The sequence below is a fragment of the Segniliparus sp. genome (assembly GCF_051660745.1).
GTDB lineage: Bacteria > Actinomycetota > Actinomycetes > Mycobacteriales > Mycobacteriaceae > Segniliparus.
Window position 1 is genome coordinate 323,944 of the sequence record NZ_JBOFQF010000042.1, and the last position, 23,504, is coordinate 347,447.

A 23,504-nucleotide genomic window follows, 5' to 3' on the forward strand; every position below is an offset into this window, starting at 1 on the left:
GCGCGCACATTGCCATCGCCGCCGCCACAGCACCTACGGCGCTCCCCGAGCGAAACGGAACAACGATGAGGCGAACGAACCGCCCCCGCGCGCACACACTGCCATCGCCGCCGCCACAGCACCTACGGCGCTCCCCGAGCGAGGGGCCCGAGGCGCCGTGAGACGCCCCCTCGCGTGGGCTTCGCTCCTGCTCCTGCTGGGCGGGGCGCTCGCGTACGCCTCGTCCCGGACCACATGGGCGCAGGCGGACGCGCACGACGGGCTCGGAGCCCCACGGCATATCCGCGTGCTCGGCGCGGACTTCGCGCCGCTCGCCGTCGCGCTCGCCCTCCTCCTGATCGCCGCCGTGCCCGCCGTGTTCGCGGCCAAAGGCTGGACGTTGCGCGCCGTGGCCGCCCTGGTCGCCCTCGCGGGCGTCGGGCTCCTCTGGACCGGGGCGGACTGGCTGCTCCACGAGCCGGACGCGGCCCATGTGGCGCGGCTCGCCGCCCTCCCCGAGCGCTACCAGGTCGACCACCTCGTGACGCGCCGCGAGCCCGGCGCCCTCCCCGTGGCCGCGGGGCTGCTCGCGGCCCTGGCCTCCGTCTTCGTCCTGCTCGCCGCGCGGGCCGCGCAGGGCCTTGGGAGCCGGTTCGACTCCCCAGGCGCGAGAAAGGACCGGCCCGAAGAGGAGCGCTCCGACTGGGCCCGGCTCGACGCGGGCGAGGACCCCACCCTCTAATTCGACAACCCAGAATTCCTGCTCAGGACCGCCAGCACAGCTCACAGCAAGGCAGGCTATTCTTGGGGCATGTCGGAAACCGTTCTCGAGACGATCGTCGCTGGAGTGCGGGAAGACGTGGCCGCACGCGAGGCCGCGAGAGACTTCGCGCAGATCAAGCTGGACGCGGAAGCCGCGCCCGGCCCCTTGGACGCCACCGCCGCGCTGCGCGCGCCGGGAGTCGGGGTCATCGCCGAGATCAAGCGGGCGAGCCCGAGCAAAGGCGCGCTCGCCGAGATCCCCAACCCCGCGAGGCTGGCCCAGATCTACCAAGAGGGCGGCGCGCGGGCCATCAGCGTCCTGACCGAGGAGCGCAAGTTCCGAGGCTCGCTCGCGGACCTCGACGAGGTCCGCGCCGCCGTGGAGATCCCCGTGCTGCGCAAGGACTTCGTCGTGACCACCTACCAGGTGCACGAGGCCCGCGCGCACGGCGCGGACATCGTGCTGCTCATCGTCGCCGCGCTCGACCAGCACGCGCTCAGCTCGCTCCTCGACCGGGTGGAGAGCCTCGGCATGACCGCGCTAGTCGAAGTGCATGACGAGCACGAGGCGGAGCGGGCGCTGGAGGCGGGGGCCACCGTCATCGGCGTCAACGCCCGGAACCTCAAGACCCTCGACGTGGACCCGGAGACGTTCGCCAGAGTCGTCCCCGCCCTTCCGCACGAGGTCATCAAGATCGCCGAGTCCGGTTGCAAGGGACCGGCCGACCTGTTGAACTACGCGGCGGCGGGCGCCGACGCGGTGCTGGTCGGCGAGGGCCTCGTCGCGGCGCCGGACCCGCTCGCGGCGCTGGTCGAGCTGGTCACCGCGGGAACGCACCCGTCTTGCCCCCGGCCCGTGCGATGAGCAGCCCCGTTCAATGAGTCCAGCACAACACATTCCCACCGCGAGCGAAGGGCTCCGCGTCCGCACGGAGCACGACCCCGACGCCGCGGGCTACTTCGGCAGATTCGGCGGGCACCACGTGCCCGAGGCGCTCATGGCGGTCATCGAAGAGGTCACCGACGCCTACGAGAAGGCCCGGCTCGACGAGGAGTTTCTCGGCCAGCTCGACTCGCTGCAGCGCCACTACGTCGGCAGGCCCTCCCCCTTGTACGAGGCCAAGCGGCTCTCCGAGCATGCGGGCGGGGCGCGGATCCTGCTCAAACGCGAGGACCTGAACCACACCGGCTCGCACAAGATCAACAACGTCCTCGGCCAGGGGCTCTTGGCGAAGAAGATGGGCAAGACCCGTGTGATCGCCGAGACCGGGGCGGGCCAGCACGGCGTCGCCACCGCGACCGCCTGCGCCCTGCTCGGCCTGGAGTGCGTCATCTACATGGGCGAGGTGGACACCGAGCGCCAGGCACTCAATGTCGCGCGGATGCGCCTGCTCGGCGCCCACGTCTTCGCGGTGAAGACCGGCTCGCGGACGTTGAAAGACGCGATCAACGCCGCGCTGCGCGACTGGGTCACCAACGCCGCCAACACGTACTACTGCTTCGGCACCGCGGCCGGTCCGCACCCCTTCCCGATGATGGTCCGCGACTTGCAGCGCGTCGTCGGGCTCGAAGCCCGCACGCAGGTGCGCGAGCAGACCGGGCGGCTCCCCGACGCGGTTGTGGCCTGCGTCGGCGGCGGCAGCAACGCCATCGGGATCTTCGACCCCTTCCTGCGCTACCACCAAGTGCAGCTCGTCGGCTGCGAGCCCGCGGGCGACGGGGTGGACACCGACCGGCACGCCGCGACGCTCGTCGCGGGCTCCGAGGGCGTGTTCCAGGGCTCCTTCTCGTACCTGCTGCAGGACGAGGACGGCCAGACCGTGGAATCGCACTCCATCTCGGCGGGGCTCGACTACCCCGGCGTCGGGCCGCAGCACGCCCACTTGAAAGAGACCGGACGGGCCAGATACCTGCCGATCACCGACGCGCAGGCCATGGAGGCCTTCGACGTCCTGTGCCGCACCGAGGGCATCATCCCCGCCATCGAGTCCGCGCACGCCGTCGCAGGGGGCCTCTTGGTGGGCAGGGAGCTCGGCGAGGGCAGCGTCGTCGTGGTGAACCTCTCCGGCCGGGGCGACAAGGACGTCGACACTGCTGCCAAGTGGTTTGGACTGGACCTATGAGCGCCTACAAGTCGTCCGCCGACGTGATCGCCAAGTGCCAGGCCGAGGGCCGCGCCGCGCTCATCGGGTACCTGCCTGCGGGCTACCCGGACATCGAGACCTCGCGGCACGCGTTCGAGATCCTCGCCGAAGAGGGCTGCGACCTCCTCGAAATCGGCGTCCCGTACTCGGACCCGGTGATGGACGGGCCGGTCATCGAGTCCGCCGCCGTCGCGGCGCTGCACGCGGGCTTCCGCCTCAAGGACCTGTTCCCGCTCATCGAGGGATTGAGCGAGAAAGACATCCCGGCGCTGGTCATGACCTACTGGAACCCCGTGTTCCGCTACGGGGTGGACCGCTTCGCCACAGATTTGGAGAGCGCGGGCGGCCTCGGCCTCATCACGCCGAACCTCATCCCCGAGGAGGCCGAGGCATGGTTCCAGGCGTCGGACCGGTTGAACCTCGACCGGGTCTTCCTCGTCGCGCCGTCCTCCACGCCCGAGCGGCTGATCCTCACCACGAACTCCTGCCGGGGCTTCGTCTACGCCGCGTCGACGATGGGCGTGACCGGAGCCCGCACTGATGTCTCGATGGACGCCGCCGAGCTGGTCGCGCGGGTCCGCAAGGCCAGCGGCATCGCCGTCGGCGTCGGCATCGGCGTCTCCAACGGCGAGGCCGCGCGCTATGTCGCGGGCTACGCGGACGCCGTGATCGTCGGCTCCGCCCTCGTCGCGGCGCTGAACAAGGGCGAAGACGCGCTCCGGGCGCTCGTGCGCGAGCTGGCCGCAGGCGTGCGCGGCGAGACGGTGTAGCGCTTGCCGCAAACGCAGCGGGAGTCCAGATCGATGAGATGCAAGGCGGCAGGGCGCGTGGCGTACGTGTTAGCGAGGAACGAGCGGGGTACGCGAGCGCCCGACAACGCGGCAGATCGCGATCTGGGAGCCGCTGCGGGCTAGCGGCGCGGGCGCGGTGTCCATAAAGCGTCACAACAGACCAGCATTTCCTCCCGCGACAGCTGCCCGAGGGCGAACTGGCCGATGAGGCCCCTGATCTGGACATGGCCGACTTGGGCGCTGTGCGCGTCGGGCCAGCCGCCTCGGGCGAAATGCTTGTAGTCGAAGTCGATCTCCGTGGTGACCACCATGGGGCGCTCGTCGGGGTGGTCGTCCTCTTGGCGGTCCCATCCGGTCCACATGGTCTCGACCGTCCAGCCGTACAACCGCTCCCTCGGCGCCACGTCGGAATACCAGCTGCCCAGCGCGCGCAAGGCGCGGAACTGCTCGTAGGTGAGCAGGCGCCCTTCGATGTCGTAGTAGCCGTCGATCTGGCGGGACTCCTCGTCGGCAGGCTCGACGTCGCAGTCCCAGTCGCCGGGCCCCTCTTTCGCCAGGCGCAGCGCGCGGTGGACCATCGCCTCGGTCGCGGCGTGCCCCGCCATCGCCTCTTCCCGGGTCTCCCAATGCGCGGAGTGCTGGTTCTGGCCCTTCGGGTCGTGCACGTTCGTGCGGAAAATCCTCGGGAGCCCCTGCTTCGGGAGGTACCACTCCTTGCCGGTCCACTCCGTGGTGAGCAGCCAGCCCTTCACCACGCTACGGCTGACCAGCGCGTACTGCGAGCCCATCGCTTGCAGGGTCGCCCACCAGCTCGCGTCGATCGGCCTGCCGTCGATGTCGAAGTGGTATTCGTTCGCCTTCGAGCGCGAGGGATGCTCCGGTGTCGCGCTCACAAACTTCCTCTCGTCCTGCGGGGCGCGCAGATGCGCCGCAACAAACCCCCAGCGATCGCGAGATCAGTTCGTGCACTCGCTGAGACCGACGATAGTAATCGTATGCTCCTGCGGCGGTTTCCCCGCCTTGGCGTCGTCCTCGATATTGATCCTGCTGCTGCGCCACACCTCGACGGAGACTTGCTCGCTGTTGGACACCTGCACGCCGAGCTTCGTGTGCACCTCTTCGAGCTCCGGCTTCGTCTCGACGTAGTTCCACCCCTGGTCGCGCAGCTGCCGCAGCCGCTCGGTGGTCTCCTTGACCGTCTGCGCCGAGTAGGGCACGTCGTACTCCTGGGACCAGACCCACGGCGGCCCCTCGCCGATCGTCCCCAGCTTGCAGCCTTGTCGCAGGCCCTTCCCCGGATGGTCGACCGGCACGCCCGCCGCCCAGGCCGTCAGCCGGACGACGTTCGTTTTGGCCTGCTCGAAATCTCGCTCGCTGGTCCTTCGCTGCTCCGCCGGGGCCAAGACGTGGCACCCGAGGACGCCGATGGCGACGACGAGGCCCGCGCAGAGGACGGCGACCGCCGCGCGCGTCGCGTGGCGGTGCCAGCGGGGGCGGGCTTTCTCTGCGGGAAAACGATCCATGCGGGACTCAGCTGGAGAGCGCCGAGCGGATCTTCTCCGCAGCGGCCTCGAACTGCTCCGGGGTGACCGAGCGGTCGGCGTTCTCGAAGCTGAAATCGCCGAGGCCCCACGCGGGGAAGACATGCACATGCAGGTGCGGGACCTCGAAGCCCGCGATCAGCTGGCCCGCCCTCGGGGAGCCGAAGGCTTGCACGACGGCCTGCCCGATGGTCTGCGCGACCCGGATGACCTTGGCGAACAGCTCCGGGTCGACGGTCTGCCAGTTGTCCACTTCCGCCCTCGGCACCACGAGCGTGTGCCCCGTCGAGATGGGGGCGTTGGAGAGGAACGCCACGACGTCCTCGTCCTGCCACACGAAATATCCGGGGAGATCCCCGGCGATCACAGCGCTGAAAACCGAAGCCACGCCGCAATGCTACTCCCGAGTAGCATTGTTCGGCGAGGCGGTCCGCGCCCTGCGCCGACAACGAAGCAGATCGCCATTTGAGACCCGCGCATGCCGCCAAGCCGCAAATGGATGAGTCCCCCGCAAGCGGGAGGTGCCCCCAGCAAGGCGGCAGGCGGCGACGTGCACGGAAACAGCGAGGAACGAGCCTGGTACACGAGGAGCCGACAACGAAGCAGATCGCCATTTGAGACCCGGTAGGCTAAGGCCCGTGAGAGTACTCGTCATAGGCTCCGGCGGGCGCGAGCACGCGTTCTGCCTCGCGCTCAAAGCCGATCCCGCCGTCACCGAAATCCATGTCGCCCCCGGCAACGCGGGCACGGCACATCTGGCGAAGAACCACGCGGTGGACGTCGCCGACCCGGCCGGGGTCGCGGACCTCGCGGCCCAGCTCGGCGCGGACCTTGTGGTCGTCGGGCCGGAAGTGCCGCTGGTGCTCGGCGCTGCCGACGCCGTTCGGGCGAAGGGGATCCCCTGCTTCGGCCCATCGGCGCAGGCTGCGCAGATCGAGGGATCGAAGAGCTTCGCGAAGGACGTGATGGCCGCCGCGGGGGTCCGCACCGCGCGCAGCGAGGTCGTGGACTCGACCGCCCGGCTCGACGGGGCGCTCGACAGGTTCGGGCCGATCTGGGTGGTGAAAGACGACCGCCTCGCGGCGGGCAAGGGCGTGGTCGTGACCGAAGACCGCGCGCAGGCGCGGGAGCACGCGGTCGAGCTTCTCGAGCGCGGCCACCCGGTGCTGTTGGAGTCGTACCTGGACGGACCGGAGGTGTCGCTGTTCTGCCTGGTCAACGGGGACCAGGTGACGGCGCTTTTGCCCGCGCAGGACTTCAAGCGGGCCTACGACGAGGACGCCGGGCCGAACACCGGCGGCATGGGGGCCTACGCGCCGCTCCCCTGGCTGCCCCAGGCGCTCGTGGACCAGATCGTCGACGAGATCGTGCGTCCGGTGGCCGTGGAGCTGCTCCGTCGCGGCTGCCCCTACTCGGGCCTGCTCTACGCCGGGCTCGCCATCGGCCGCGAAGGCCCCGCCGTCGTGGAGTTCAACTGCCGCTTCGGCGACCCGGAGACCCAGCCCGTCCTCGCGCTCTTGCGCACCCCGTTCGGGCAGTTGCTCCGCTCGGTCGCGGACGGGACGTTCCAGGAGTCGGCCGAGTTGGAGTGGGAGCCCGGCTACGCCGTCGGCGTCGTGCTCGCCGCAGAGCACTACCCCGCGACGCCGCGCCTCGGCGACACGATCACCGGCGCTGTCGGGCCGGGGCTCGTCCTCGCCGGGGTCGAGGAGAAGGACGGCGCGCTGGCTTCCACCGGCGGGCGCGTGCTCACCTCGGTCGGCGTCGGAGCGGACATCGACGCGGCCCGCGCCCAGGCGTACGAACGTATTGCCAAGGTCCATCTGCCCGGCGGGCACTACCGGGCAGACATCGCCCTGCGGGCGGCGCGCGGCGAGGTCGTCATCCCCGAGCAGCGCTGAGCGGGGTCGCCCGCTACTGCGCCAAGGAGCGCCGCTGGCGCGCGATCTCCGCGAGCACGACCCCGGTCGCCACGGACACGTTCAAGCTCTCCACCTGGCCGGACATCGGGATCGACACCACGATGTCGCAGCTCTCGCGCACGAGCCGGGAAAGGCCCTTGCCCTCGGATCCGACCACGAGCGCCAGCGGCTCGGTCCCGACGAAGTCGTCAAGGTTGGTGTCGCCCTCCGCGTCGAGCCCGACGAGCAGCAGGCCTCGGTCTTGCCACTCCTTGAGCGAGCGGGTCAGGTTCGGGGCCTGCGCCACCGGCAGCCGGGCAGCCGCGCCCGCGGAGGTCCGCCAGGCGATGGCCGTCAGGCTCGCCGACCGCCGGTTGGGGATCAGCACGCCGTGGCCGCCGAACGCGGCGGCGGAACGGACGACCGCGCCGAGGTTGCGCGGGTCGGAGATATGGTCGAGCGCCACCATGAGGGCGGGCCGCCCGGAGTCCTCCGCCTCGACGAGCAGGTCGTCAGGATGGCGGTACTCGTACGGCTTCACCCGAAGGCCGATCCCCTGGTGCGGGGCGCCCGCGCTGCGCCGGTCCAGCTCGAAGCGCGCCACCTCGGTGACCGGGATGCCCGCGTTCGCGGCGAGCCGGAGGCTTTCGGCGACCCGCTCGTCCGCCTCGATCCCGGTCGCGACGAGCAGTTCCACGGCGGGCACTTTCGCGCGAAGGCACTCGAACACCGGGTTGCGCCCGAGCACCCATTCCGGCGCGTCGGCGGCCTGCTTCACCGCGCGGGCCCGCGATTTCGACGCGACCTCCTGCGCGGCGGCGCGGCGCGCGGCGGGATGGCCGGTGCGCGCCGCGGCGGGCGGGGTGGGGCCTTTGCCGCGCAATCCGCGGCGTCTCGGTCCAGGAGCCATCAGGGCTGCCCTCCATTCGTCTCAGGGGACTCCGGCTTCTCCAACGACCACTTCGGGCCGTCCGGGCCGTCTGTCACGTTGATCCCGGCTTTTCGCAATCGGTCGCGCACCTCGTCGGCGAGCGCCCAGTCCTTGTCGGCCCTTGCCGTCTCCCGGCGGGAGAGCTCGGCCTCCACGAGCACGTCGAGCGCGACGAACGCGGCCTTGGTCTCCCGGCCCGAGGCCCAGGCCGGGTCGAAGGGGTCGCAGCCGAGCACCGACAGCATGGCGCGGACCGAGGCCGCCGTCGCCGCCGCCTCGGAGTTCCGCTCGGCCAGCTCCGTGTTGCCCTGCCTGGCGTGGCGCTGCAGCTCGGCGAGCGCCCTCGGCACCGCGAGGTCGTCGTCCAGCGCGGCCGCGAACTCGTCGGTCACCTCGCCGATCGGGATCTCGTCGTACTCGTCCGCCGCCCGGAGGATGAACGATTCGAGCCGCTGGTAGGCCACCGCCGCCTCGACCACCGCTTCGATGGAGAACTCCTGGGTGGAGCGGTAGTGCGCGCAGCCGAGGTAGTACCGCAGCTCCTGCGGGCGCACTGTGGTGAGCAGCTCCTCCAACGAGAGCACGTTCCCGAGGGATTTCGACATCTTCTCCCCGCCGAGGGAGAGCCAGCCGTTGTGCAGCCAGAACCGGGCGAACGGGTCGCCCGCCCCCCTGGCCTGCGCGAGCTCGTTCTCGTGGTGGGGGAACACCAGGTCCATGCCGCCGCAGTGGATGTCGAACTCCGCGCCAAGGTACGTGGTCGCCATCGCCGTGCACTCCAGGTGCCAGCCCGGACGGCCGGGGCCCCACGGGGTCGGCCACCACGGCTCGCCCGGCTTCGCGCCCTTCCACAGGGTGAAGTCGCGCGGGTCCCGTTTGCCCTCCGCCACGCTCTCGCCCTGGTGCACGTCGTCGAGCTGGTGCCCGGAGAGCTTCCCGTACTCGGGCAGGGAGCGCACGTCGAAGTACACATCGCCCGTCGCCGCGTACGCGTGGCCCCGCTCGACGAGCCGCTCGATGCACTCGGCCATCTGCGTGATGTGCCCGGTCGCCCTCGGCTCCACCGACGGCGGAAGGACCCCGAGCTGGTCGTAGGCGCTGGAGAACGCCCGCTCGTGCGTGGCCGCCCACTCCCACCACGGGCGCCCCGCCTCGGCGGCCTTCGTGAGGATCTTGTCGTCGATGTCGGTGACGTTGCGGGCGAACAGCACGTCGAAGCCCTTGGCCAGCAGCCATCTGCGCAGCACGTCGAACACCACCGCGCTGCGCAGGTGCCCGACGTGGGGCCTGCCCTGCACCGTCGCGCCGCACAAGTAAATCGACACTTGGCCCGGTCGGAGCGGATTGAACTCCCGGACCACACGGGTCCGGGTGTCGTACAGGCGCAAGGTCACCCGGCGATCTTAGCGTTCCCGAGGCTGACGGGGTAAATCAATGCGTTGGCCACTGCGGCCCTGCCTTCGCCGCGTCCGGTCAGCCCGAGCCCGTCCGTGGTCGTCGCCGCGACGCTCACCGGGGCGCCGAGCACCTGGCTGAGCCGCTCCTCCGCCTCGCGCCTGCGCGGGCCGAGCCTCGGCGTGTTCCCCACGACCTGCACGACGGCGTTGCCGACCGCGAAACCGGCCCGCTCCACCAGCCTGCGCGCCTCGGCGAGCAACAGCTCCCCGGAGGCTCCCTCCATCTCCGGGCGGTCGGTGCCGAAGACTGTCCCGAGGTCCCCGAGCCCGGCGGCCGAGAGCACCGCGTCCACCAGCGCGTGGGCGGCGACGTCGCCGTCGGAGTGCCCGGCGCAGCCGTCCGCCTCGGGGAACAGCAGCCCGGCCACCCAGCACGGCCTGCCCGGCTCGATGGGGTGGACGTCGACCCCGCTTCCCACTCTCGGCAACGCCATCTCTCGGGCTCCTTCCGCTTTGCGCGCCAGCGCCTCCGCGAGCACGAGGTCTTCCGGCGTGGTGATCTTGAACGCCAGTGGATCGCCCTCGACCACGGCCACCGGCGCTCCGGCGAGCTCCGCCAGGCCCGCGTCGTCCAGCTCGGCGGCCCCCTCTCGCGCGGCGACCCCCTCGTGCGCCCGATGCAGCACCGCAGACTGGAACCCCTGCGGCGTCTGCACCCTGCGCAACGCCGACCGGTCCAACGTGCGCACGACCGCGCCCGCCGGGCCGACTTCCTTCACCGTGTCGACCACATTGAGCGCCGGGACCACTGCCGGGCAGCCCGCGAGGACCGCCTCGGCGACAGCGCGGAACAGCGCGGGCGGGGCGAGCGCGCGCGCCGCGTCGTGGACGAGCACGATATCGGCCCCTTCGACCTGCTTGAGCCCGGCCCTGACCGATTCAGTCCTGGTCGCGCCGCCCGAAGCCAGCTGCGTCCTCGGATCCAATGCCGCCCGCGCCTGGGCTATCCGCTCGCTGGGGACCACGGCCACGACTTGCTCGAAGACCTCCGAGGCCCACGCGGCCGACACCGACCTCGCGAGCATGCTGCGGCCGCCGACGTCGACGAAGGCCTTCGGGCACGGCTCACCGCCGTGGTCGACAGCGCCCAGCCGCGAGCCAGACCCTGCGGCCACAACGATCGCGGCCACCCTCGCCAATGAGATCGCCTCCGCGCTACGAGGCTTCGGCGAGCACCTCGTCGAGCAGGCCTTCGGCCTTCGCGTCGTCCGAGCTCTCCGCCAGCGCCAATTCTCCGACCAGCACTTGGCGCGCCTTCGCGAGCAGGCGCTTCTCGCCTGCGGACAGGCCCCGCCCTTGCTCGCGCCGCCACAGGTCGCGGACGACCTCGGCGACTTTGTGCACGTCGCCGGAGGCGAGCTTCTCGATGTTCGCCTTGTACCGGCGGGACCAGTTGGTCGGCTCCTCGGTGTGCACGTCGCGCAAGACGTTGAAGACCTTGTCGAGGCCCTCGTCGCTCACCACGTCGCGGATGCCGATGTACTCGGCGTTCTCAGCGGGCACGCGGACCGTGAGGTCTCCCTGGCCGACCTTGAGGACGAGGTACTCTTTCTCCACACCTTTGATGGTCCTGACCTCGATCGCCTCGACTAGCGCGGCTCCGTGGTGCGGATATACGACGGTGTCCCCAATTTTGAAGTTCATACGCGGCGCTCACCTTTCACTCCACTGATCTTACCAGCGATTCGGAGCCCGCCCCTCCTCGGCTTGGCGCAGCTCATGGGAGCCGCGCGGCCCGACGCTGACGCGACCAGTGATTCATGTCATATACCACTCCAGGATACCCGTCCGCGCTTCCGGCGTGGTGGGCGGGCCCGGACAGGGGCGCTGGAGCGGCCTTGGGGCCTCGCGGGACAAGGCCGGGGCGGGCGGCGGGCGACCTCATCCAACGCCCCGCGCGACCGCCGGTTACAGTAGTCCGCGAAGTCGATCAGACAAACCCCGAACTACCCGGAGGACAGAGGATGGCAGTCACCCACAACCAGCGACGTCGGACGGTGGCGCTCGTGGCAGGACTGGCGGCCGTCGCGGCGCTCTCCTCGTGCAGCGCGGGGTGGAACAACCAGACCGGGTCGCAGCAGGCCGCCGTCGACGGCGCGCCCGTCGACTCCAAGCTGGTCGCGGTGCGCAACGCGTACGTCGCGCTCGCCGGGCAGGAGGGCTCGCTGTCCTTCGTCGCCGTGAACTCCTCGATCCGCCCACTGCGGCTGACCTCGGTCTCGGTGGTGTACCCCTCGGGCAAGCGGCAGGACCTCGCCGAGCTCGCCAACAAAGAGATCCCCGCCCAGGGGCGCCTGCAGGTCGGGCCGGTCCCGGCGCAGGCAACGGCGGACGGCGCGGCGGACAAGTCCCGCGCCGAGTTCGCCGCGAGCCCGTCTTTGAATCTCGCAGGCGAAAAGCTCGCGGCAGGGCTGTCGGTCCGGGTCGAGTTCAAAGTCGTCGCGCCGCCGTCGCAGAACCCGAGCTTCCCGAACGAGGAGCGCAACAGCTTCCACGCGGACATCCCCCTTGTCGGCAAGGGCGAAAGCCCCGCCAAGCACGACTGACGACGCGCCGCCGCTCAGCGGCCGGAGCGCCACAAGCACCGGGAAGAGGGCCCGCCCCTTGTCCGTGAGCACGTAGGCGGCACGGGCGCCACCTGCCTCCGAGACGCGTTCGAGGATCCCGTGCTCGACGAGATTGCGCAACCTGGCGGCCAAAATATTCTTCGCCACTCCGAGGCTCTGCTGGAATTCGCCGGGGCGCTCGGAGCCGCCGGGCGCGTCCGAGGCCCGGAACTTGTCGGACCCCCCTGCCACACTGTCGGGCATGAGCACAGCCCGTGATTCGAGGAAGGCCGACCAGCGCGAAGGCAGGCACCGCTGCGAGGAATGCGGCTCCGTCCATGTGAAATGGCTCGGCCGCTGCCCCCGTTGCGGGGCATGGGCGACCCTCGTGCCGGTGTCCGACGGCGCGGACGGGCGCAAAGCCGTGGTGGAGCCGATCACGCAGATCCAAGGCTCGGACGCCTTGGCGCGGCCAACCGGGATCCGAGAGTTCGACCGGGTGCTCGGCAAGGGGCTCGTCGCGGGGTCGGTGGTGCTCCTCGCGGGCGAGCCCGGGGTCGGCAAGTCAACGCTCCTCTTGGAGACCGCGAAGCAGTGGGCGTTCGCGGGGCGCCGCTGCCTGTACGTCTCGGGGGAGGAGTCTCCGGCGCAGGCCAGGGGCAGGGCCGAACGTATCGGGGCCATGCACGACGGAGTCTTGTTCACCGCCGAGACGCGGCTTGAGGCGATCCTCGCGAGCTGCGTGGAGCTCAAGCCCGAGCTGGTGGTGGTGGACTCGGTGCAGATGCTCCGCTCCACGGGCGAGGCCTCGGGGGCGATCAGCCAGATCCAGGAGGCCGTCCGCCGTTTCAGCGCGCTCGCCAAAGCGCTCGACATATCGGTCGTGCTCATCGGCCATGTGACCAAGGACGGCGAGATCGCAGGCCCCCGGTTCCTCGAGCACCTCGTCGACGTGGTGCTGACGTTCTCGGGCGAGCAGCACTCCAGGTTGCGCCTTCTGCGCGGGGTGAAGAACCGGTTCGGGCCGAGCGACGAGGTGGGCTGCTTCGAGCAGACCGAGCACGGCATCTCGGCGGTCGCCGATCCGGGGTCGTTCCTGCTCGGGCGGCGCGAGCATCCGGTCGTCGGCTCGGCGGGCACCGTGGTGATGCACGGCAGGCGGCCCTTGCTCGGCGAAGTCCAAGCGCTGGTCGCGCCCGCCGCGCGCGGGCCGAGGACTGTGGTGAGCGGCCTGCGCTCGGACCGAGTGGCGAAAATCGTCGGGGTGCTCTCCGCGAGATGCGGACTGGACCTCAGGGACAAGGACGTCTACCTCTCGACGGTCGGCGGCATGTCGATGCACGAGCCGAGCGCCGACCTCGCGATCGCGCTCGCGATCGCGGGAGCGGCCTCCGGCGAAGCCCTGCCTCTCGGCCTCGTCGCCTTCGGCGAGGTCGCGCTCACCGGCGAGGTCGTCGCCGTGAGCGCCACCGAGCAGCGCTTGGCCGAAGCCGCCCGGCTCGGCAGGACGAGCGCGATCATCCCGGCGGGCGAGGACCTGAAGCCGGGCGCCGGGAAGTCAGTCGCGGGCCTCGACCTCGTCCCGGTGTCGACCACCGGGGCCGCGCTCCGGCGGCTGAGCAGCCTCGCCGCGCTCGGCGGAGCCTCCCGAGGAGGGCTCGACATCGTCGCGTAAGGCCGCGACGACCTCTTCGAGATAGCTCGAGATGGCGTCGCGGTTGCGGACGAGAAGCCGAATCCGCTCGGCCATCCGGTCGCGCTCCCCCGCCAGCAGCGCCAGCACCTCCGGCGTCGCGTCCTTGATGTGGATCTGCCGAGGCCTGTCGAGGCACGGCAGGATCTGTTTGACGACCCGGGTCGGCAGCCCGATATCGAGCAGGCCCCTGATCTGGACCACTTGATCCACGAACGCCTCGGTGTACTCGCGGTAATTGTTCGCGATCCGGGAGGGAGCGATCAGCCCTTGCTCCTCGTAGTACCGCAGAAGGCGACGAGAGACGCCCGTGCGGTCCGACAGTTCCCCGATTTTCATGTGGCAGACCTCATAGCGAGTTGTGCAAGCCTTCACATCCGTGTGAAGGTTCTAGCATCCGATTCTATGCGCCACACCCTGTACCCCTACCGCCCCATTGTCGATCGCGAGCCGATTCATTGGCCAGGAGGCGCCCGAGTCGCCTTCTACGTCGGCCTCAACATCGAGCACTTCCACCTCGGCCGCCCTTCCACCAGCATCTATCCGGGCACTCGCGACCTCGTGCCGGATCCGCTCAACCATGGATGGCGCGACTACGGGACCCGCGTGGGGTTCTGGCGGCTGCTTGAGACCCTCGACCGGCACAAAGTGCGCGCGAGCGCGCTGCTCAACTCGGATGTCTGCGAGCACTACCCGCAGATCATCGAGGCAGGTTTGGCGCGGGACTGGGCATGGCTCGCGCACGGCAAAAGCAACTCCGACCTGCAAACCGGGCTGCCGCCCGACGAGGAGCGGGCCCGCCTCGCGGAAATTGTCGAAGTCATCGGCAAGGCCGTGCGCAAGCGTCCGCTCGGCTGGCTCGGCCCGGCGCTCTCCGAGACGTTCCACACCCCGGCGCTGCTTGCCGAGCTGGGCCTGCGCTACGTCCTGGACTGGTGCGCCGACGACCAGCCGTTCGAGACCGACGTCCCGGGGCTGCTCAGCGTCCCGTATTCCGTCGAGCTCAACGATGTGCTGCTCTTCGTCGGCAGGAACTTGAGCGGCCCGGATTTCGTCCGCATCGTGGAAGACCAGTTGGAGCAGCTCGACGCGGACTCGGCGGAGAGCGGCCGGGTGATGGCGCTGTGCCTGCACCCGTTCGTGATCGGACAGCCGTTCCGGAACAAGTACCTCGACCTCGCGCTCGAACGCGTTGTCAACCACCCCCGCGTGTGGGTGACGACGAGCGACGAGATCGCCGAGCACTACCTGCGCGAACGGGCCGCCTCGGCTACGGCGCGGTCTCGTCAGGGGGCAAGGACGTTGAACGTCACCGGCGCGGAAACCTTCTGCCCCAGCTGCGCCACCACGCGGTAGTAGCCGGGCTGGATGTCGACGCGCTCGTCCTGGCAGCCAGGAGAGGAGGTCTTGCCGGTCCAGGTGGCCTGGTAGGCGATCTGCTGGCCAGGCTTGAGCATCTGCAGGCTCTGCCCGTTCGTCGGGGCGCAGTCCTGGCTCGACCAGATCCGGGTCGCGCCGTCGAGCGTGGACACGACGAACGCCTGCATGCCGTCCCCGACATCCCGCTGGCAGGCGAGCGGCGAGCCGTTCGTCACCACGCCGGTGAATTTCGGCTGCTCGCCGACGGTGTATGTCGCTTTGTCCGCAGAGGCGACCATCGCCAGCCAATCGTCCGAGCACGGCTGGCCCGCCTGGGCGAGCGTCGGCGGCGGCGGGGGCTGGGATTCGGACGCGGAGGGCGACGGCGAGGAGTCGGGGGCCTTCGAGGGCGAGACGCTCGCGGCAGCGGACACGGACGAGCGGGCCGGGGGCTTGGACCCCCCGCCCCGCACCAGCACGAAAACCAGGGCGATAATGGCAACCAGGATGAGCGCGCCGACCCCCAATGCCAGCGAACGCCGCCGCAAGTACACCTCCGGTGGCAGAGATTTGGGTCCTGACTCTCCTGTCACGAGCGCGACACTACTCGGCAACGACATGATTTCTGGCGAGGCACACCCGGACGGGCTCGAATTCTCAGAGTCGGGGCGGGCATTGATCCGATGGTTCGACGAGCATGCGCGGGCGTTGCCGTGGCGCGAGCCCGAAGTCACGCCGTGGGGAGTGCTGGTGAGCGAGGTCATGCTGCAACAGACGCAGGTGGAGCGCGTGCGGCCGGTCTGGGAGGAATGGACCGACCGGTGGCCGACTCCCGCCGCGCTCGCGGCGCAGCCGCTCGCCGAGGCGCTGCGCGCCTGGGGGCGGCTCGGCTACCCGAGGCGCGCGGCGCGGCTGCACGAGGCCTCGCGCGTGATCGTCGCGGAGCACGACGGGCTCGTGCCCGACGAGCTCGAAGCGCTCCTCGCCCTCCCCGGGGTCGGGGACTACACGGCGCGCGCGGTGCTCGCATTCGCGTTCGGGCAGCGCGCGCCGGTGGTGGACGTGAACGTGCGGCGCGTGCTCCGCCGGGTGCTGCACGGCGAGGCGGACGGACAGGCCAGGGCCCGAGACCTGCCGGACACGCTCGCGCTGCTGCCCGAAGACCCCGCCTCGGCGAGCAGGCTCTCCGCCGCGCTCATGGAGTTGGGCCAGACCGTGTGCGCGCCCGAGGCGCCGCAGTGCGCCGTCTGCCCGATCCATCCGTGCCGATGGGCGAACGAGGGCAAGCCTGCGGCGCAGGCCCCCGCGCAGCGGCGTGCCCCCCGTTACGCGGGCAGCGACCGCCAGGCCAGGGGCGCCATCCTCGCCGCGTTGCGCGCGAGCGCCGATCCGCTGCGCAAGGCGGAGCTGGACCAGGTGTGGCTCGCAAACCCCGACCAGCGCGAGCGCGCCCTCGCGTCGCTGGTGGCCGACGGGCTCGTCCACGTGGACGACGGCAGGATCGCGCTCGGCGGCTGAGAGCCATTCCGGGCTAGACTCGCGACATGCCCCGCACCGCAGCAGAGAAACGGCAAGAATCTCTCGCGCTCGCGACTTCCATGCTGGCCGTGGCCGCTGTGGCCGGGACCGGTTCGGTCGCGTCGATCCGCGCCAAGGAGGACTACGCGCGACTGCGCCAGCCGTCGTGGTCTCCGCCCGGCTCGGTTTTCGGCCCGGTCTGGACCGTTCTCTACGCGATGATGGCCACGGCGGCCTGGCTCGTGTGGCGCGAGAAGCCCCGAGCCTCGGCCCGGCCCGCATTGGCCGCCTACGCCGCGCAGCTCGGGCTGAACGCCCTGTGGTCGCCGCTGTTCTTCGGCCTCGGCAAGCGCGGCGCGGCATTCGCCGACCTCGTGTTGCTCTGGGGCGCCGCCACAGGCGCCACCGCGCTGTTCGCGCGGCGCAACCGGCTGGCCGCCGCGCTCCTCGCCCCTTATCTCGTCTGGCTCGCCTTCGCGGGCGCGTTGAACTGGTCCGTGTGGCGGCGCAACAAGTGACCGGCCTGCCCGCTCATCCTGAAGCCGCCGCCCGGCTCCGGGCCGCGAACGCCAGCCGCGCGGCCCACAGCCCCAGGAACAGCGCCACCACGGCATAGCCGACGTATTCGAGGTCGACCACGTCGTGGTCGACCAGCACGCCTGCCAGCTCGACAAGCCCGACCCCGAGCGCCACGGCGACCGAAAGCCCGGTGACCGCGATGTTGTAGCGGCGCTCGCGCTCCGCGTCCTGCAGCGCGCGGCGGTACGCGAGGCCCATGAGCCAGCCGTCGAGCGTGTCGAAGAAGCTCATCCCCGCCGCGAAGGCCAACGGGATCGCCAAGGCCGACCACAGCGCCGCCCCGCTGGCCGCCGCCGCGCCCGCGAGCACCAGGAGCGCGATCTCGCTGGCCGTGTCGAAGCCGAGCCCGAACAACAGCCCGACGACGTACATCTGCCACGGCCTCGTGACCAGCTCCGCCTTGCTGGACAGCCAGCCCGAGGAGGACCGTTCCCGGCCCCGCGCCGCGTCCACGAGCGCCCTCAGGTTCAAAAGGCCGACGACCAGCAGGAAGCCGATCGACACCAGCGAGCCGAACAAGCCGAGCGCCTGCCGCGTCGCCGAATCGTCCAAGAGCAGCGGGGCCGCGTACTTCGTCCCCGCCGCCGTCAGCGCCGCCATCGCGAACACCACCGTGGAATGCCCGAGCGCGAACCAGAGGCCGACCGTCTTGGGGGCCGTCCCCCTCTTGACGAGCCTTCTGGTGACGTTGTCCACCGCGGCGATGTGGTCGGCGTCGAAGGCGTGGCGCACGCCGAGGAGCAACGCGGTGAGCAGCACGCCGAGACTCAGCATCCGGCCAGCCTACCAATGCCGCCGCGCGTCCGTCGGAATTGCCGGAGCCGAGCGGCTAGCCTCAGCCCGCCCCCGACGAAACAGCTCAGCCGCCGACAAGGCCGAACGCCTCTGGCAGCGGCCCGTAGAGCTCCTGCAGGGATTTCGCCAGTTCTCGTTTGTCCTGCTCGTCCAGCACCGACAACGGCAGCCCCCGGAACCGCGCGACGATCGATTTCGTCGCCTCGGCCCGGTCTGCGAAAGCGAGCAGCTGGTCCGCGTAGCCGCGCAGCCGCTCCCCTTTCAGACGCAGCTCGTCAAGCCCCTCGGGCACTTCCTCCTCGCAGTCGTCCGCAGTCAGCTGCAGCGCGTGGAAATGGTCCAGAACGCCGTCGGCGAGCTGGCGGTACCGTGTCGCCGAGGCTCGCATGTCCGACGGCCGCAGCGCCTCGCCCGCGCGCATATTGTCCTCGAACCGCCCCACCGGGTCCTCTGAATAATCGCGAGCCACCTGCCCCGCCCCTCTCCTGCGCCGTCTCCTGCCTCTGATCGACCGAACGTACCGGACCCCCGCGAACACGGCAACTGCTGGCTCTGTCGGCCGCATCGGCGAGTCGCGGCGGGATTGCGGCATTCCGAGAGAATATGGCTGGGATGAACGCCACCCCCGAACAACCGGCCGTCGCGAGCACCGGCCTCGGCAGAGTCGCGCACGACGCCGAGCGCCTCGGGCAGCAGCTCGAAGAGCACGCCCCCGCGTGGCTGCGCCCGCACAACCCGGAGAACCGGCTGCCGGTCGTCGCCGCGATCCTCGTGGCGATGGCCCTGCAGTTGGCGATCCCCGACGCGTACGGGCTGCACCCCCGGTGGCTCTTGCCGGGCCTCGAGCTCGCCCTCCTCGCGGTCTTGACGGTGATCAACCCGATCCGGCTGACCCGGTCCACCTGGCTGGGCAAACGGGCCAATATCGCGCTCGTCGCGGCGATCAGCCTCGACAACGCGGCCTCCTCCGCGCTCCTGGACTACCACATCGTCACCGGGCAGACCGGAAAGGACGCCGCCGAGCTGCTCGGCAGCGGGGCGGCCATCTACATCACGAACATCATCGCCTACGGCGTCTGGTACTGGCTGCTGGACCGGGGCGGCCCGTTCGCCAGAGGAGCGGGCAAACACCCCTACCCGAGCTTCCTCTTCCCGCAGATGACCATCGGGCGGCTCGCGCCGAAAGACTGGGTCCCCCGCTTCTTCGACTACCTCTACGTGAGCTTCACCAACGCGACCGCGTTCTCCCCGACCGACACCATGCCGCTCACCCGCTGGGCGAAAGCGCTCATGGCGGCGCAGAGCCTGGTCGCGCTCTCCACCGTGGCGCTCGTGGTGGCCCGCGCGGTCAACGTCTTGAGCTGATCCGCGCTTCGCGCAAAAACTCCGTCACCAGCTGCTGGAATTGGCCGGGCGCCACGTCGTGGGCCAAATGCCCCGCGTCGAGGACCACGTGCCGGGCCGACCGGCTCCGCTGGGCTCTTTTTCGTTCTGCCATCTCGCGCATCTGGCCCGCAGGCGTGACGCCGTGCGCGGCCTCCACGAGCAGCGCCGGCGCCTGGACCGCTGCCCATTCGGCCCAGTAGTCCCGCTTCCCCCATTGCGCCGCGATCGCGCACCACACGTCGATATGCCCGTGCAGCCGGTACCCGCCCGGCGACCCGTCCGCACCGGGAATCCGGTCGAAGGACTCGCGGAAGTACCGCCCGGCGACTGGTCCGACGAGCGCGTCCACCGCATCGTCGTCCGGGAACTCCACCGGCCAGCTCTCCAGCCACGGCTCCCAGGGCCCGAGGGTCCGGCCACGGAAATCCGGAGCCATGTCCTCAACGACCAGCGCCTGGACCAGCTCTGGCCGCGCCGCCGCCAGACACCACGCGTGCAACCCGCCCATGGAGTGGCCGACCACCACCGCAGGGCCGTCCGCGTGCGCCTCCAGCACCGCCGCCGCCTCCTCGACGAAACGCTCGGTCGCGATGCTCCGGCCGTCGCCTGTTTCGAGGTCCGGGCGCTCGCCCCGGCCTCTATGCCACGACGCGTCGTACACGACAACCCTGCCGAGCCCCTGCAGCCACGGCAGGTGCCGCGACCAAGTTCGGCCCCGGCCCATCAATCCGTGCAGCAGCAGGATCGTGGGGCCGGGGCCGAAACTAGAGCCGTAGACGGCGGCGTTATTCTCCAGCGGGCTCACCGGCGGCGGCGAGCACCGGCTCGGCGGTCGCGGTCGCCCGGAAGACGAACTTGGCGTCTTCGCCCGAGCCTTCGCCGTCCCAGCCCTCGACGTCCACGAGGATCGTCTGTCCCGCGCCGAACTCGCCGAAGAGGATCTTCTCCGACAGCTGGTCCTCGATCTCGCGCTGGATGGTCCGGCGGAGCGGACGGGCGCCGAGCACCGGGTCGAACCCGCGCTTGGCCAAGAGCGCCTTGGCCTGGCCGGTGAGCTCGATGGCCATGTCCTTCGCCTTGAGCGCGACGCCGACACGGGCAGTCATGAGGTCGACCATCTGGACGATCTCATCCGTCGTGAGCTGGTGGAAGACCACGATCTCGTCGATACGGTTGAGGAACTCGGGCCGGAAGTGCTTCTTGAGCTCGTCCTGGACCTTCTGCTTCATCCGCTCGTAGTTCGACGTGTTGCCCTCGCCGGAGCTGAAGCCCAGTCCGACCGCCTTCGAGATGTCCGAGGTGCCGAGGTTCGAGGTGAAGATCAGCACTGTGTTCTTGAAGTCGACCGTACGGCCCTGGCCGTCGGTGAGGCGGCCGTCCTCGAGGACCTGCAACAGCGTGTTGTAGATCTCGTGGTGGGCCTTCTCGATCTCGTCGAACAGGACAACGGAGAAGGGCTTGCGGCGCACCTTCTCGGTGAGCTGGCCGCCCTCTTCGTACCCGACGTAGCCCGGAGGCGCGCCGAACAGGCGGGAGGCGGTGAAGCGGTCGTGGAACTCGCCCATGTCGATCTGGATGAGCGCGTCGTCGTCGCCGAACAGGAAGTTCGCCAGCGCCTTGGAGAGCTCGGTCTTCCCGACGCCGGAGGGGCCCGCGAAGATGAACGAGCCGGACGGGCGCTTGGGGTCCTTCAGGCCCGCGCGGGTGCGCCGGATCGCCTTGGCGACCGCCGCGACCGCGTCGCGCTGGCCGATGATCCGCTTGTGCAGCTCGTCCTCCATGCGGAGCAGGCGCGTGGTCTCCTCCTCGGTGAGTTTGAAGACGGGGATGCCGGTCCAGTTGGCCAGCACCTCGGCGATCTCCTCCTCGTCCACCTCGGCGACCACGTCCATGTCCCCCGAGCGCCACTGCTTCTCGCGCTCGGCGCGCTGGGCGACCAGCTTCTTCTCCGAGTCGCGCAGCCCGGCCGCCTTCTCGAAGTCCTGCTCGTCGATCGCGGACTCCTTCTGCCGACGGGTGTTCGCGATCTGCTCGTCGAAATCCCGAAGGTCGGGCGGCGCGGTCATCCGGCGGATGCGCATCCGCGCGCCCGCCTCGTCGATGAGGTCGATGGCCTTGTCCGGGAGGAACCGGTCGTTGATGTACCGGTCCGCGAGCGTGGCCGCCGCCGCGAGCGCCGCGTCGGTGATGGAGACGCGGTGGTGCGCCTCGTAGCGGTCCCGCAGGCCCTTGAGGATCTCGATGGTGTGCGCCACCGAGGGCTCGCCGACCTGGACCGGCTGGAACCGGCGCTCAAGGGCGGCGTCCTTCTCGATGTACTTGCGGTACTCGTCGAGCGTCGTCGCGCCGATGGTCTGCAGCTCGCCTCGGGCCAGCTTGGGCTTGAGGATCGAGGCCGCGTCGATCGCGCCCTCGGCCGCGCCCGCGCCGACCAGGGTGTGCAGCTCGTCGATGAAGAGGATGATGTCGCCCCGGGAGTTGATCTCCTTGAGGACCTTCTTCAGCCGCTCTTCGAAGTCGCCTCGGTAGCGGCTGCCCGCGACCAGCGACCCGAGGTCGAGCGTGTAGAGCTGCTTGTCCTTGAGCGTCTCGGGCACCTCGCCGTGGACGATGGCCTGCGCGAGGCCCTCCACCACGGCGGTCTTGCCGACGCCGGGCTCGCCGATGAGGACCGGGTTGTTCTTGGTCCGCCGCGACAGCACCTGCATGACGCGCTCGATCTCCTTCTCGCGCCCGATGACCGGGTCGAGCTTGCCGTCGAGCGCGGCGCGGGTGAGGTTGCGGCCGAACTGGTCGAGCACGAGCGAGGTGGACGGGGTGCCCGCCTCGCCGCTGCGACCGCCCGCGCCCGCGGCCTCAGGCTCTTTGCCGCCGCCGGAGTACCCGGAGAGCAGCTGGATCACCTGCTGGCGCACCCTGGACAGGTCCGCGCCGAGCTTGACCAGCACCTGGGCCGCGACGCCCTCGCCCTCTCGGATCAGGCCGAGCAAGATGTGCTCGGTCCCGATGTAGTTGTGCCCCAGCTGCAGAGCCTCCCGCAGGGAGAGCTCCAGCACCTTCTTCGCCCTCGGCGTGAAAGGGATGTGCACCGACGGGCCCTGCTGGCCCTGGCCGATGATCTCTTCGACCTGGCTGCGCACCGCTTCCAACGAGATCCCGAGGGATTCCAACGACTTCGCCGCGACGCCCTCTCCCTCGTGGATGAGGCCCAGCAGGATGTGCTCCGTGCCGATGTAGTTGTGGTTGAGCATCCGGGCCTCTTCCTGGGCCAGGACCACAACCCGACGCGCGCGGTCGGTAAATCTCTCAAACATTCCGTGTCACCCTTCTCTGTGCACCGTCAGAAGCAGTCACGACCTCGACGTCTCGCCGAGCTATCTCCACTCTAGTGGCTCTCGACGCCTTCTCGCGGCGAGTTTCGGAGGTCGCGTGAGGAAAATCCATACTTGACCATACCCGACTAAACGCGGCGAGCGCTCGGTTTACTCCATGAGACGGTACGCCCGGAGCGAACACGCCCGAACGGGCGCGGCCGTGGGAAGTTCACTCGCGAAGCAACGCCTCCCCAAGCCGGAAGCAACGCCTCCCCAAGTCGGAGGCGTTGCGCCAGCCCTCGCGAATGAACCTCCGGTCAGCGGCCCTTCGAGTTGTACGCGTCGATGATGTGCTGCGGCACACGCCCACGGGGGGAAACCTCGTAGCCGTTCGACCGCGCCCAGTCCCGGATCGGGCCGAGCTGCTCTTTGTCGACCTTCGCCGCGACCTTCACGGGATTCCCCGCCGCCTTGCGACGACCGCTCACCTTCGTGGCGCTCGAAATCCACGGCTCCAAGAGGTCGCGCAGCTTCGTCGCGTTCTTCTCGGAAAGGTCAATCGTGTAGCTCGCCCCGTCAAGTCCGAATGCGACTGTTTCGGCCGCGACGCTCTCTCCGTCAAGGTCGTCGATAATGGTGACCGTAACTTTTTTCGCCATACTCTTTCCTCATTCTCCTCTATTGCCGCAATACTCTATCTGCCGCGATCCTTCGTCGTCCACACATAGTACGGCACGCACGAAGAAAATCTCCCAAAATCCTCGCGCAGGTTTGTTTTTCACGACTAATTCCCAGACTTCTCTATCGC

Annotated in this window: 24 protein-coding genes and 3 pseudogenes; 11 read left to right on the forward strand and 16 right to left on the reverse strand. The window is 70.0% G+C overall.

Going from position 1 to position 23,504, the window contains the following annotated elements; all coding sequences use genetic code 11:
* Positions 1–157 precede the first annotated feature (157 nt).
* The 4 genes from ACRC20_RS15850 to trpA all read left to right on the forward strand — a co-directional run bounded on the left by ACRC20_RS15850 (position 158) and on the right by trpA (position 3,655).
* Positions 158–721, forward strand: a complete 564-nt coding sequence (locus ACRC20_RS15850) for a Trp biosynthesis-associated membrane protein (protein ID WP_438687342.1) — start codon at positions 158–160, stop codon at positions 719–721.
* Between the two features lie 69 nt (positions 722–790).
* Positions 791–1,606: an indole-3-glycerol phosphate synthase TrpC gene (gene trpC / locus ACRC20_RS15855; RefSeq protein ID WP_438687343.1), complete on the forward strand. Its 816-nt coding sequence runs from the start codon at positions 791–793 to the stop codon at positions 1,604–1,606.
* Between the two features lie 13 nt (positions 1,607–1,619).
* Positions 1,620–2,864, forward strand: a complete 1,245-nt coding sequence (trpB, locus tag ACRC20_RS15860; protein ID WP_438687344.1) for a tryptophan synthase subunit beta — start codon at positions 1,620–1,622, stop codon at positions 2,862–2,864.
* A complete protein-coding gene (gene trpA, locus ACRC20_RS15865) occupies positions 2,861–3,655 on the forward strand; it encodes a tryptophan synthase subunit alpha (RefSeq protein WP_438687345.1) in 795 nt (264 codons plus the stop codon). Before trpB ends, trpA begins: the two co-directional genes overlap by 4 nt.
* Before the next feature lie 140 nt (positions 3,656–3,795).
* Here trpA and ACRC20_RS15870 read toward each other — a convergent pair whose 3' ends face one another.
* From ACRC20_RS15870 to ACRC20_RS15880, 3 genes are all read right to left on the reverse strand, one after another.
* On the reverse strand, positions 3,796–4,569 hold the full coding sequence (locus tag ACRC20_RS15870) for a hypothetical protein (protein WP_438687346.1): 774 nt from the start codon (positions 4,567–4,569) through the stop codon (positions 3,796–3,798).
* Between the two features lie 63 nt (positions 4,570–4,632).
* The gene (locus ACRC20_RS15875; RefSeq protein WP_438687347.1) at positions 4,633–5,199 is read right to left on the reverse strand and encodes a hypothetical protein; all 567 of its coding nucleotides are present in this window, start codon (positions 5,197–5,199) and stop codon (positions 4,633–4,635) included.
* Positions 5,200–5,206: 7 nt separating this feature from the next.
* Positions 5,207–5,605: an HIT family protein gene (locus ACRC20_RS15880; RefSeq protein ID WP_438687348.1), complete on the reverse strand. Its 399-nt coding sequence runs from the start codon at positions 5,603–5,605 to the stop codon at positions 5,207–5,209.
* A 250-nt stretch (positions 5,606–5,855) separates the two neighbouring features.
* Here ACRC20_RS15880 and purD point away from each other — a divergent pair, with 250 nt between their 5' ends.
* Entirely contained in the window at positions 5,856–7,118 is a 1,263-nt protein-coding gene (purD, locus tag ACRC20_RS15885) for a phosphoribosylamine--glycine ligase (protein WP_438687349.1), read from the forward strand.
* Positions 7,119–7,131: 13 nt separating this feature from the next.
* Here the strand turns inward: purD and rlmB are convergent.
* The 5 genes and pseudogenes from rlmB to ACRC20_RS15910 form a co-directional block, all read right to left on the reverse strand.
* Positions 7,132–8,019, reverse strand: a pseudogene (rlmB, locus tag ACRC20_RS15890) (23S rRNA (guanosine(2251)-2'-O)-methyltransferase RlmB); the annotation flags it as partial.
* A gap of 8 nt (positions 8,020–8,027) precedes the next feature.
* Positions 8,028–9,443: a cysteine--tRNA ligase gene (gene cysS / locus ACRC20_RS15895; protein ID WP_438687350.1), complete on the reverse strand. Its 1,416-nt coding sequence runs from the start codon at positions 9,441–9,443 to the stop codon at positions 8,028–8,030.
* The gene (ispF, locus tag ACRC20_RS15900; protein ID WP_438687437.1) at positions 9,440–9,940 is read right to left on the reverse strand and encodes a 2-C-methyl-D-erythritol 2,4-cyclodiphosphate synthase; all 501 of its coding nucleotides are present in this window, start codon (positions 9,938–9,940) and stop codon (positions 9,440–9,442) included. The genes cysS and ispF overlap by 4 nt, the downstream gene beginning before the upstream one ends.
* 36 nt (positions 9,941–9,976) lie before the next feature.
* Positions 9,977–10,636, reverse strand: a pseudogene (gene ispD / locus ACRC20_RS15905) (2-C-methyl-D-erythritol 4-phosphate cytidylyltransferase); the annotation flags it as partial.
* A gap of 25 nt (positions 10,637–10,661) precedes the next feature.
* Positions 10,662–11,150 (reverse strand): CarD family transcriptional regulator, encoded by a 489-nt coding sequence (locus ACRC20_RS15910; RefSeq protein ID WP_438687351.1) that lies wholly within the window; start codon positions 11,148–11,150, stop codon positions 10,662–10,664.
* A 320-nt stretch (positions 11,151–11,470) separates the two neighbouring features.
* Between ACRC20_RS15910 and ACRC20_RS15915 the strand changes: the two genes are divergently transcribed.
* Complete coding sequence (locus ACRC20_RS15915; RefSeq protein WP_438687352.1) at positions 11,471–12,052, forward strand: tat pathway signal sequence; 582 nt, start codon at positions 11,471–11,473, stop codon at positions 12,050–12,052.
* Between the two features lie 9 nt (positions 12,053–12,061).
* Here ACRC20_RS15915 and ACRC20_RS15920 read toward each other — a convergent pair.
* Positions 12,062–12,271 (reverse strand): annotated as a pseudogene (locus ACRC20_RS15920) (winged helix-turn-helix transcriptional regulator); the annotation flags it as partial.
* Between the two features lie 43 nt (positions 12,272–12,314).
* On the opposite strand from ACRC20_RS15920, the gene ACRC20_RS15925 reads away from it, so the two are divergent.
* On the forward strand, positions 12,315–13,727 hold the full coding sequence (locus ACRC20_RS15925) for a DNA repair protein RadA (RefSeq protein ID WP_438687353.1): 1,413 nt from the start codon (positions 12,315–12,317) through the stop codon (positions 13,725–13,727).
* Here ACRC20_RS15925 and ACRC20_RS15930 read toward each other — a convergent pair.
* Complete coding sequence (locus tag ACRC20_RS15930) at positions 13,611–14,084, reverse strand: MerR family transcriptional regulator (RefSeq protein ID WP_438687354.1); 474 nt, start codon at positions 14,082–14,084, stop codon at positions 13,611–13,613. The two genes, ACRC20_RS15925 and ACRC20_RS15930, sit on opposite strands and share 117 nt — an antisense overlap.
* Positions 14,085–14,150: 66 nt before the next feature.
* On the opposite strand from ACRC20_RS15930, the gene ACRC20_RS15935 reads away from it, so the two are divergent.
* Complete coding sequence (locus tag ACRC20_RS15935) at positions 14,151–15,101, forward strand: polysaccharide deacetylase family protein (protein WP_438687355.1); 951 nt, start codon at positions 14,151–14,153, stop codon at positions 15,099–15,101.
* Here ACRC20_RS15935 and ACRC20_RS15940 read toward each other — a convergent pair.
* Complete coding sequence (locus ACRC20_RS15940) at positions 15,032–15,697, reverse strand: hypothetical protein (protein ID WP_438687356.1); 666 nt, start codon at positions 15,695–15,697, stop codon at positions 15,032–15,034. The genes ACRC20_RS15935 and ACRC20_RS15940 overlap by 70 nt on opposite strands.
* A 25-nt stretch (positions 15,698–15,722) precedes the next feature.
* Here ACRC20_RS15940 and ACRC20_RS15945 point away from each other — a divergent pair, with 25 nt between their 5' ends.
* On the forward strand, positions 15,723–16,622 hold the full coding sequence (locus tag ACRC20_RS15945) for an A/G-specific adenine glycosylase (protein WP_438687357.1): 900 nt from the start codon (positions 15,723–15,725) through the stop codon (positions 16,620–16,622).
* Between the two features lie 26 nt (positions 16,623–16,648).
* The gene (locus tag ACRC20_RS15950; protein ID WP_438687358.1) at positions 16,649–17,140 is read left to right on the forward strand and encodes a TspO/MBR family protein; all 492 of its coding nucleotides are present in this window, start codon (positions 16,649–16,651) and stop codon (positions 17,138–17,140) included.
* A gap of 13 nt (positions 17,141–17,153) precedes the next feature.
* On the opposite strand, the gene ACRC20_RS15955 is transcribed toward ACRC20_RS15950, so the two are convergent.
* Positions 17,154–17,975: a HoxN/HupN/NixA family nickel/cobalt transporter gene (locus tag ACRC20_RS15955; RefSeq protein ID WP_438687359.1), complete on the reverse strand. Its 822-nt coding sequence runs from the start codon at positions 17,973–17,975 to the stop codon at positions 17,154–17,156.
* An 85-nt stretch (positions 17,976–18,060) separates the two neighbouring features.
* Entirely contained in the window at positions 18,061–18,465 is a 405-nt protein-coding gene (locus ACRC20_RS15960; protein WP_438687360.1) for a hypothetical protein, read from the reverse strand.
* Positions 18,466–18,608: 143 nt separating this feature from the next.
* Here ACRC20_RS15960 and ACRC20_RS15965 point away from each other — a divergent pair, with 143 nt between their 5' ends.
* A complete protein-coding gene (locus tag ACRC20_RS15965) occupies positions 18,609–19,361 on the forward strand; it encodes a hypothetical protein (protein WP_438687361.1) in 753 nt (250 codons plus the stop codon).
* On the opposite strand, the gene ACRC20_RS15970 is transcribed toward ACRC20_RS15965, so the two are convergent.
* The 3 genes from ACRC20_RS15970 to ACRC20_RS15980 form a co-directional block, all read right to left on the reverse strand.
* Positions 19,345–20,106 carry an alpha/beta fold hydrolase gene (locus ACRC20_RS15970; RefSeq protein ID WP_438687438.1) on the reverse strand — a complete coding sequence of 254 codons (762 nt, stop codon included), beginning with the start codon at positions 20,104–20,106 and terminating at the stop codon, positions 19,345–19,347. The two genes, ACRC20_RS15965 and ACRC20_RS15970, sit on opposite strands and share 17 nt — an antisense overlap.
* Positions 20,107–20,167: 61 nt before the next feature.
* Positions 20,168–22,696, reverse strand: coding sequence for an ATP-dependent Clp protease ATP-binding subunit (locus ACRC20_RS15975; RefSeq protein WP_438687362.1), 2,529 nt, complete (start codon positions 22,694–22,696; stop codon positions 20,168–20,170).
* Positions 22,697–23,013: 317 nt separating this feature from the next.
* Positions 23,014–23,355, reverse strand: a complete 342-nt coding sequence (locus ACRC20_RS15980; protein WP_438687363.1) for a histone-like nucleoid-structuring protein Lsr2 — start codon at positions 23,353–23,355, stop codon at positions 23,014–23,016.
* Positions 23,356–23,504: the final 149 nt, after the last annotated feature.

Bases quoted from the DNA above. Each gene is read 5' to 3' on its own strand.
- trpC (WP_438687343.1), top strand. From the start codon at position 791: ATGTCGGAAACCGTTCTCGAGACGATCGTCGCTGGAGTGCGGGAAGAC.
- trpB (WP_438687344.1), top strand. From the start codon at position 1,620: ATGAGTCCAGCACAACACATTCCCACCGCGAGCGAAGGGCTCCGCGTC.
- trpA (WP_438687345.1), top strand. From the start codon at position 2,861: ATGAGCGCCTACAAGTCGTCCGCCGACGTGATCGCCAAGTGCCAGGCC.
- ACRC20_RS15875 (WP_438687347.1), bottom strand. From the start codon at position 5,199: ATGGATCGTTTTCCCGCAGAGAAAGCCCGCCCCCGCTGGCACCGCCAC.
- ispF (WP_438687437.1), bottom strand. From the start codon at position 9,940: ATGGCGTTGCCGAGAGTGGGAAGCGGGGTCGACGTCCACCCCATCGAG.
- ACRC20_RS15910 (WP_438687351.1), bottom strand. From the start codon at position 11,150: ATGAACTTCAAAATTGGGGACACCGTCGTATATCCGCACCACGGAGCC.
- ACRC20_RS15915 (WP_438687352.1), top strand. From the start codon at position 11,471: ATGGCAGTCACCCACAACCAGCGACGTCGGACGGTGGCGCTCGTGGCA.
- ACRC20_RS15925 (WP_438687353.1), top strand. From the start codon at position 12,315: ATGAGCACAGCCCGTGATTCGAGGAAGGCCGACCAGCGCGAAGGCAGG.
- ACRC20_RS15930 (WP_438687354.1), bottom strand. From the start codon at position 14,084: ATGAAAATCGGGGAACTGTCGGACCGCACGGGCGTCTCTCGTCGCCTT.
- ACRC20_RS15935 (WP_438687355.1), top strand. From the start codon at position 14,151: ATGCGCCACACCCTGTACCCCTACCGCCCCATTGTCGATCGCGAGCCG.
- ACRC20_RS15945 (WP_438687357.1), top strand. From the start codon at position 15,723: ATGATTTCTGGCGAGGCACACCCGGACGGGCTCGAATTCTCAGAGTCG.
- ACRC20_RS15950 (WP_438687358.1), top strand. From the start codon at position 16,649: ATGCCCCGCACCGCAGCAGAGAAACGGCAAGAATCTCTCGCGCTCGCG.
- ACRC20_RS15955 (WP_438687359.1), bottom strand. From the start codon at position 17,975: ATGCTGAGTCTCGGCGTGCTGCTCACCGCGTTGCTCCTCGGCGTGCGC.
- ACRC20_RS15965 (WP_438687361.1), top strand. From the start codon at position 18,609: ATGAACGCCACCCCCGAACAACCGGCCGTCGCGAGCACCGGCCTCGGC.
- ACRC20_RS15970 (WP_438687438.1), bottom strand. From the start codon at position 20,106: ATGGGCCGGGGCCGAACTTGGTCGCGGCACCTGCCGTGGCTGCAGGGG.
- ACRC20_RS15975 (WP_438687362.1), bottom strand. From the start codon at position 22,696: ATGTTTGAGAGATTTACCGACCGCGCGCGTCGGGTTGTGGTCCTGGCC.
- ACRC20_RS15980 (WP_438687363.1), bottom strand. From the start codon at position 23,355: ATGGCGAAAAAAGTTACGGTCACCATTATCGACGACCTTGACGGAGAG.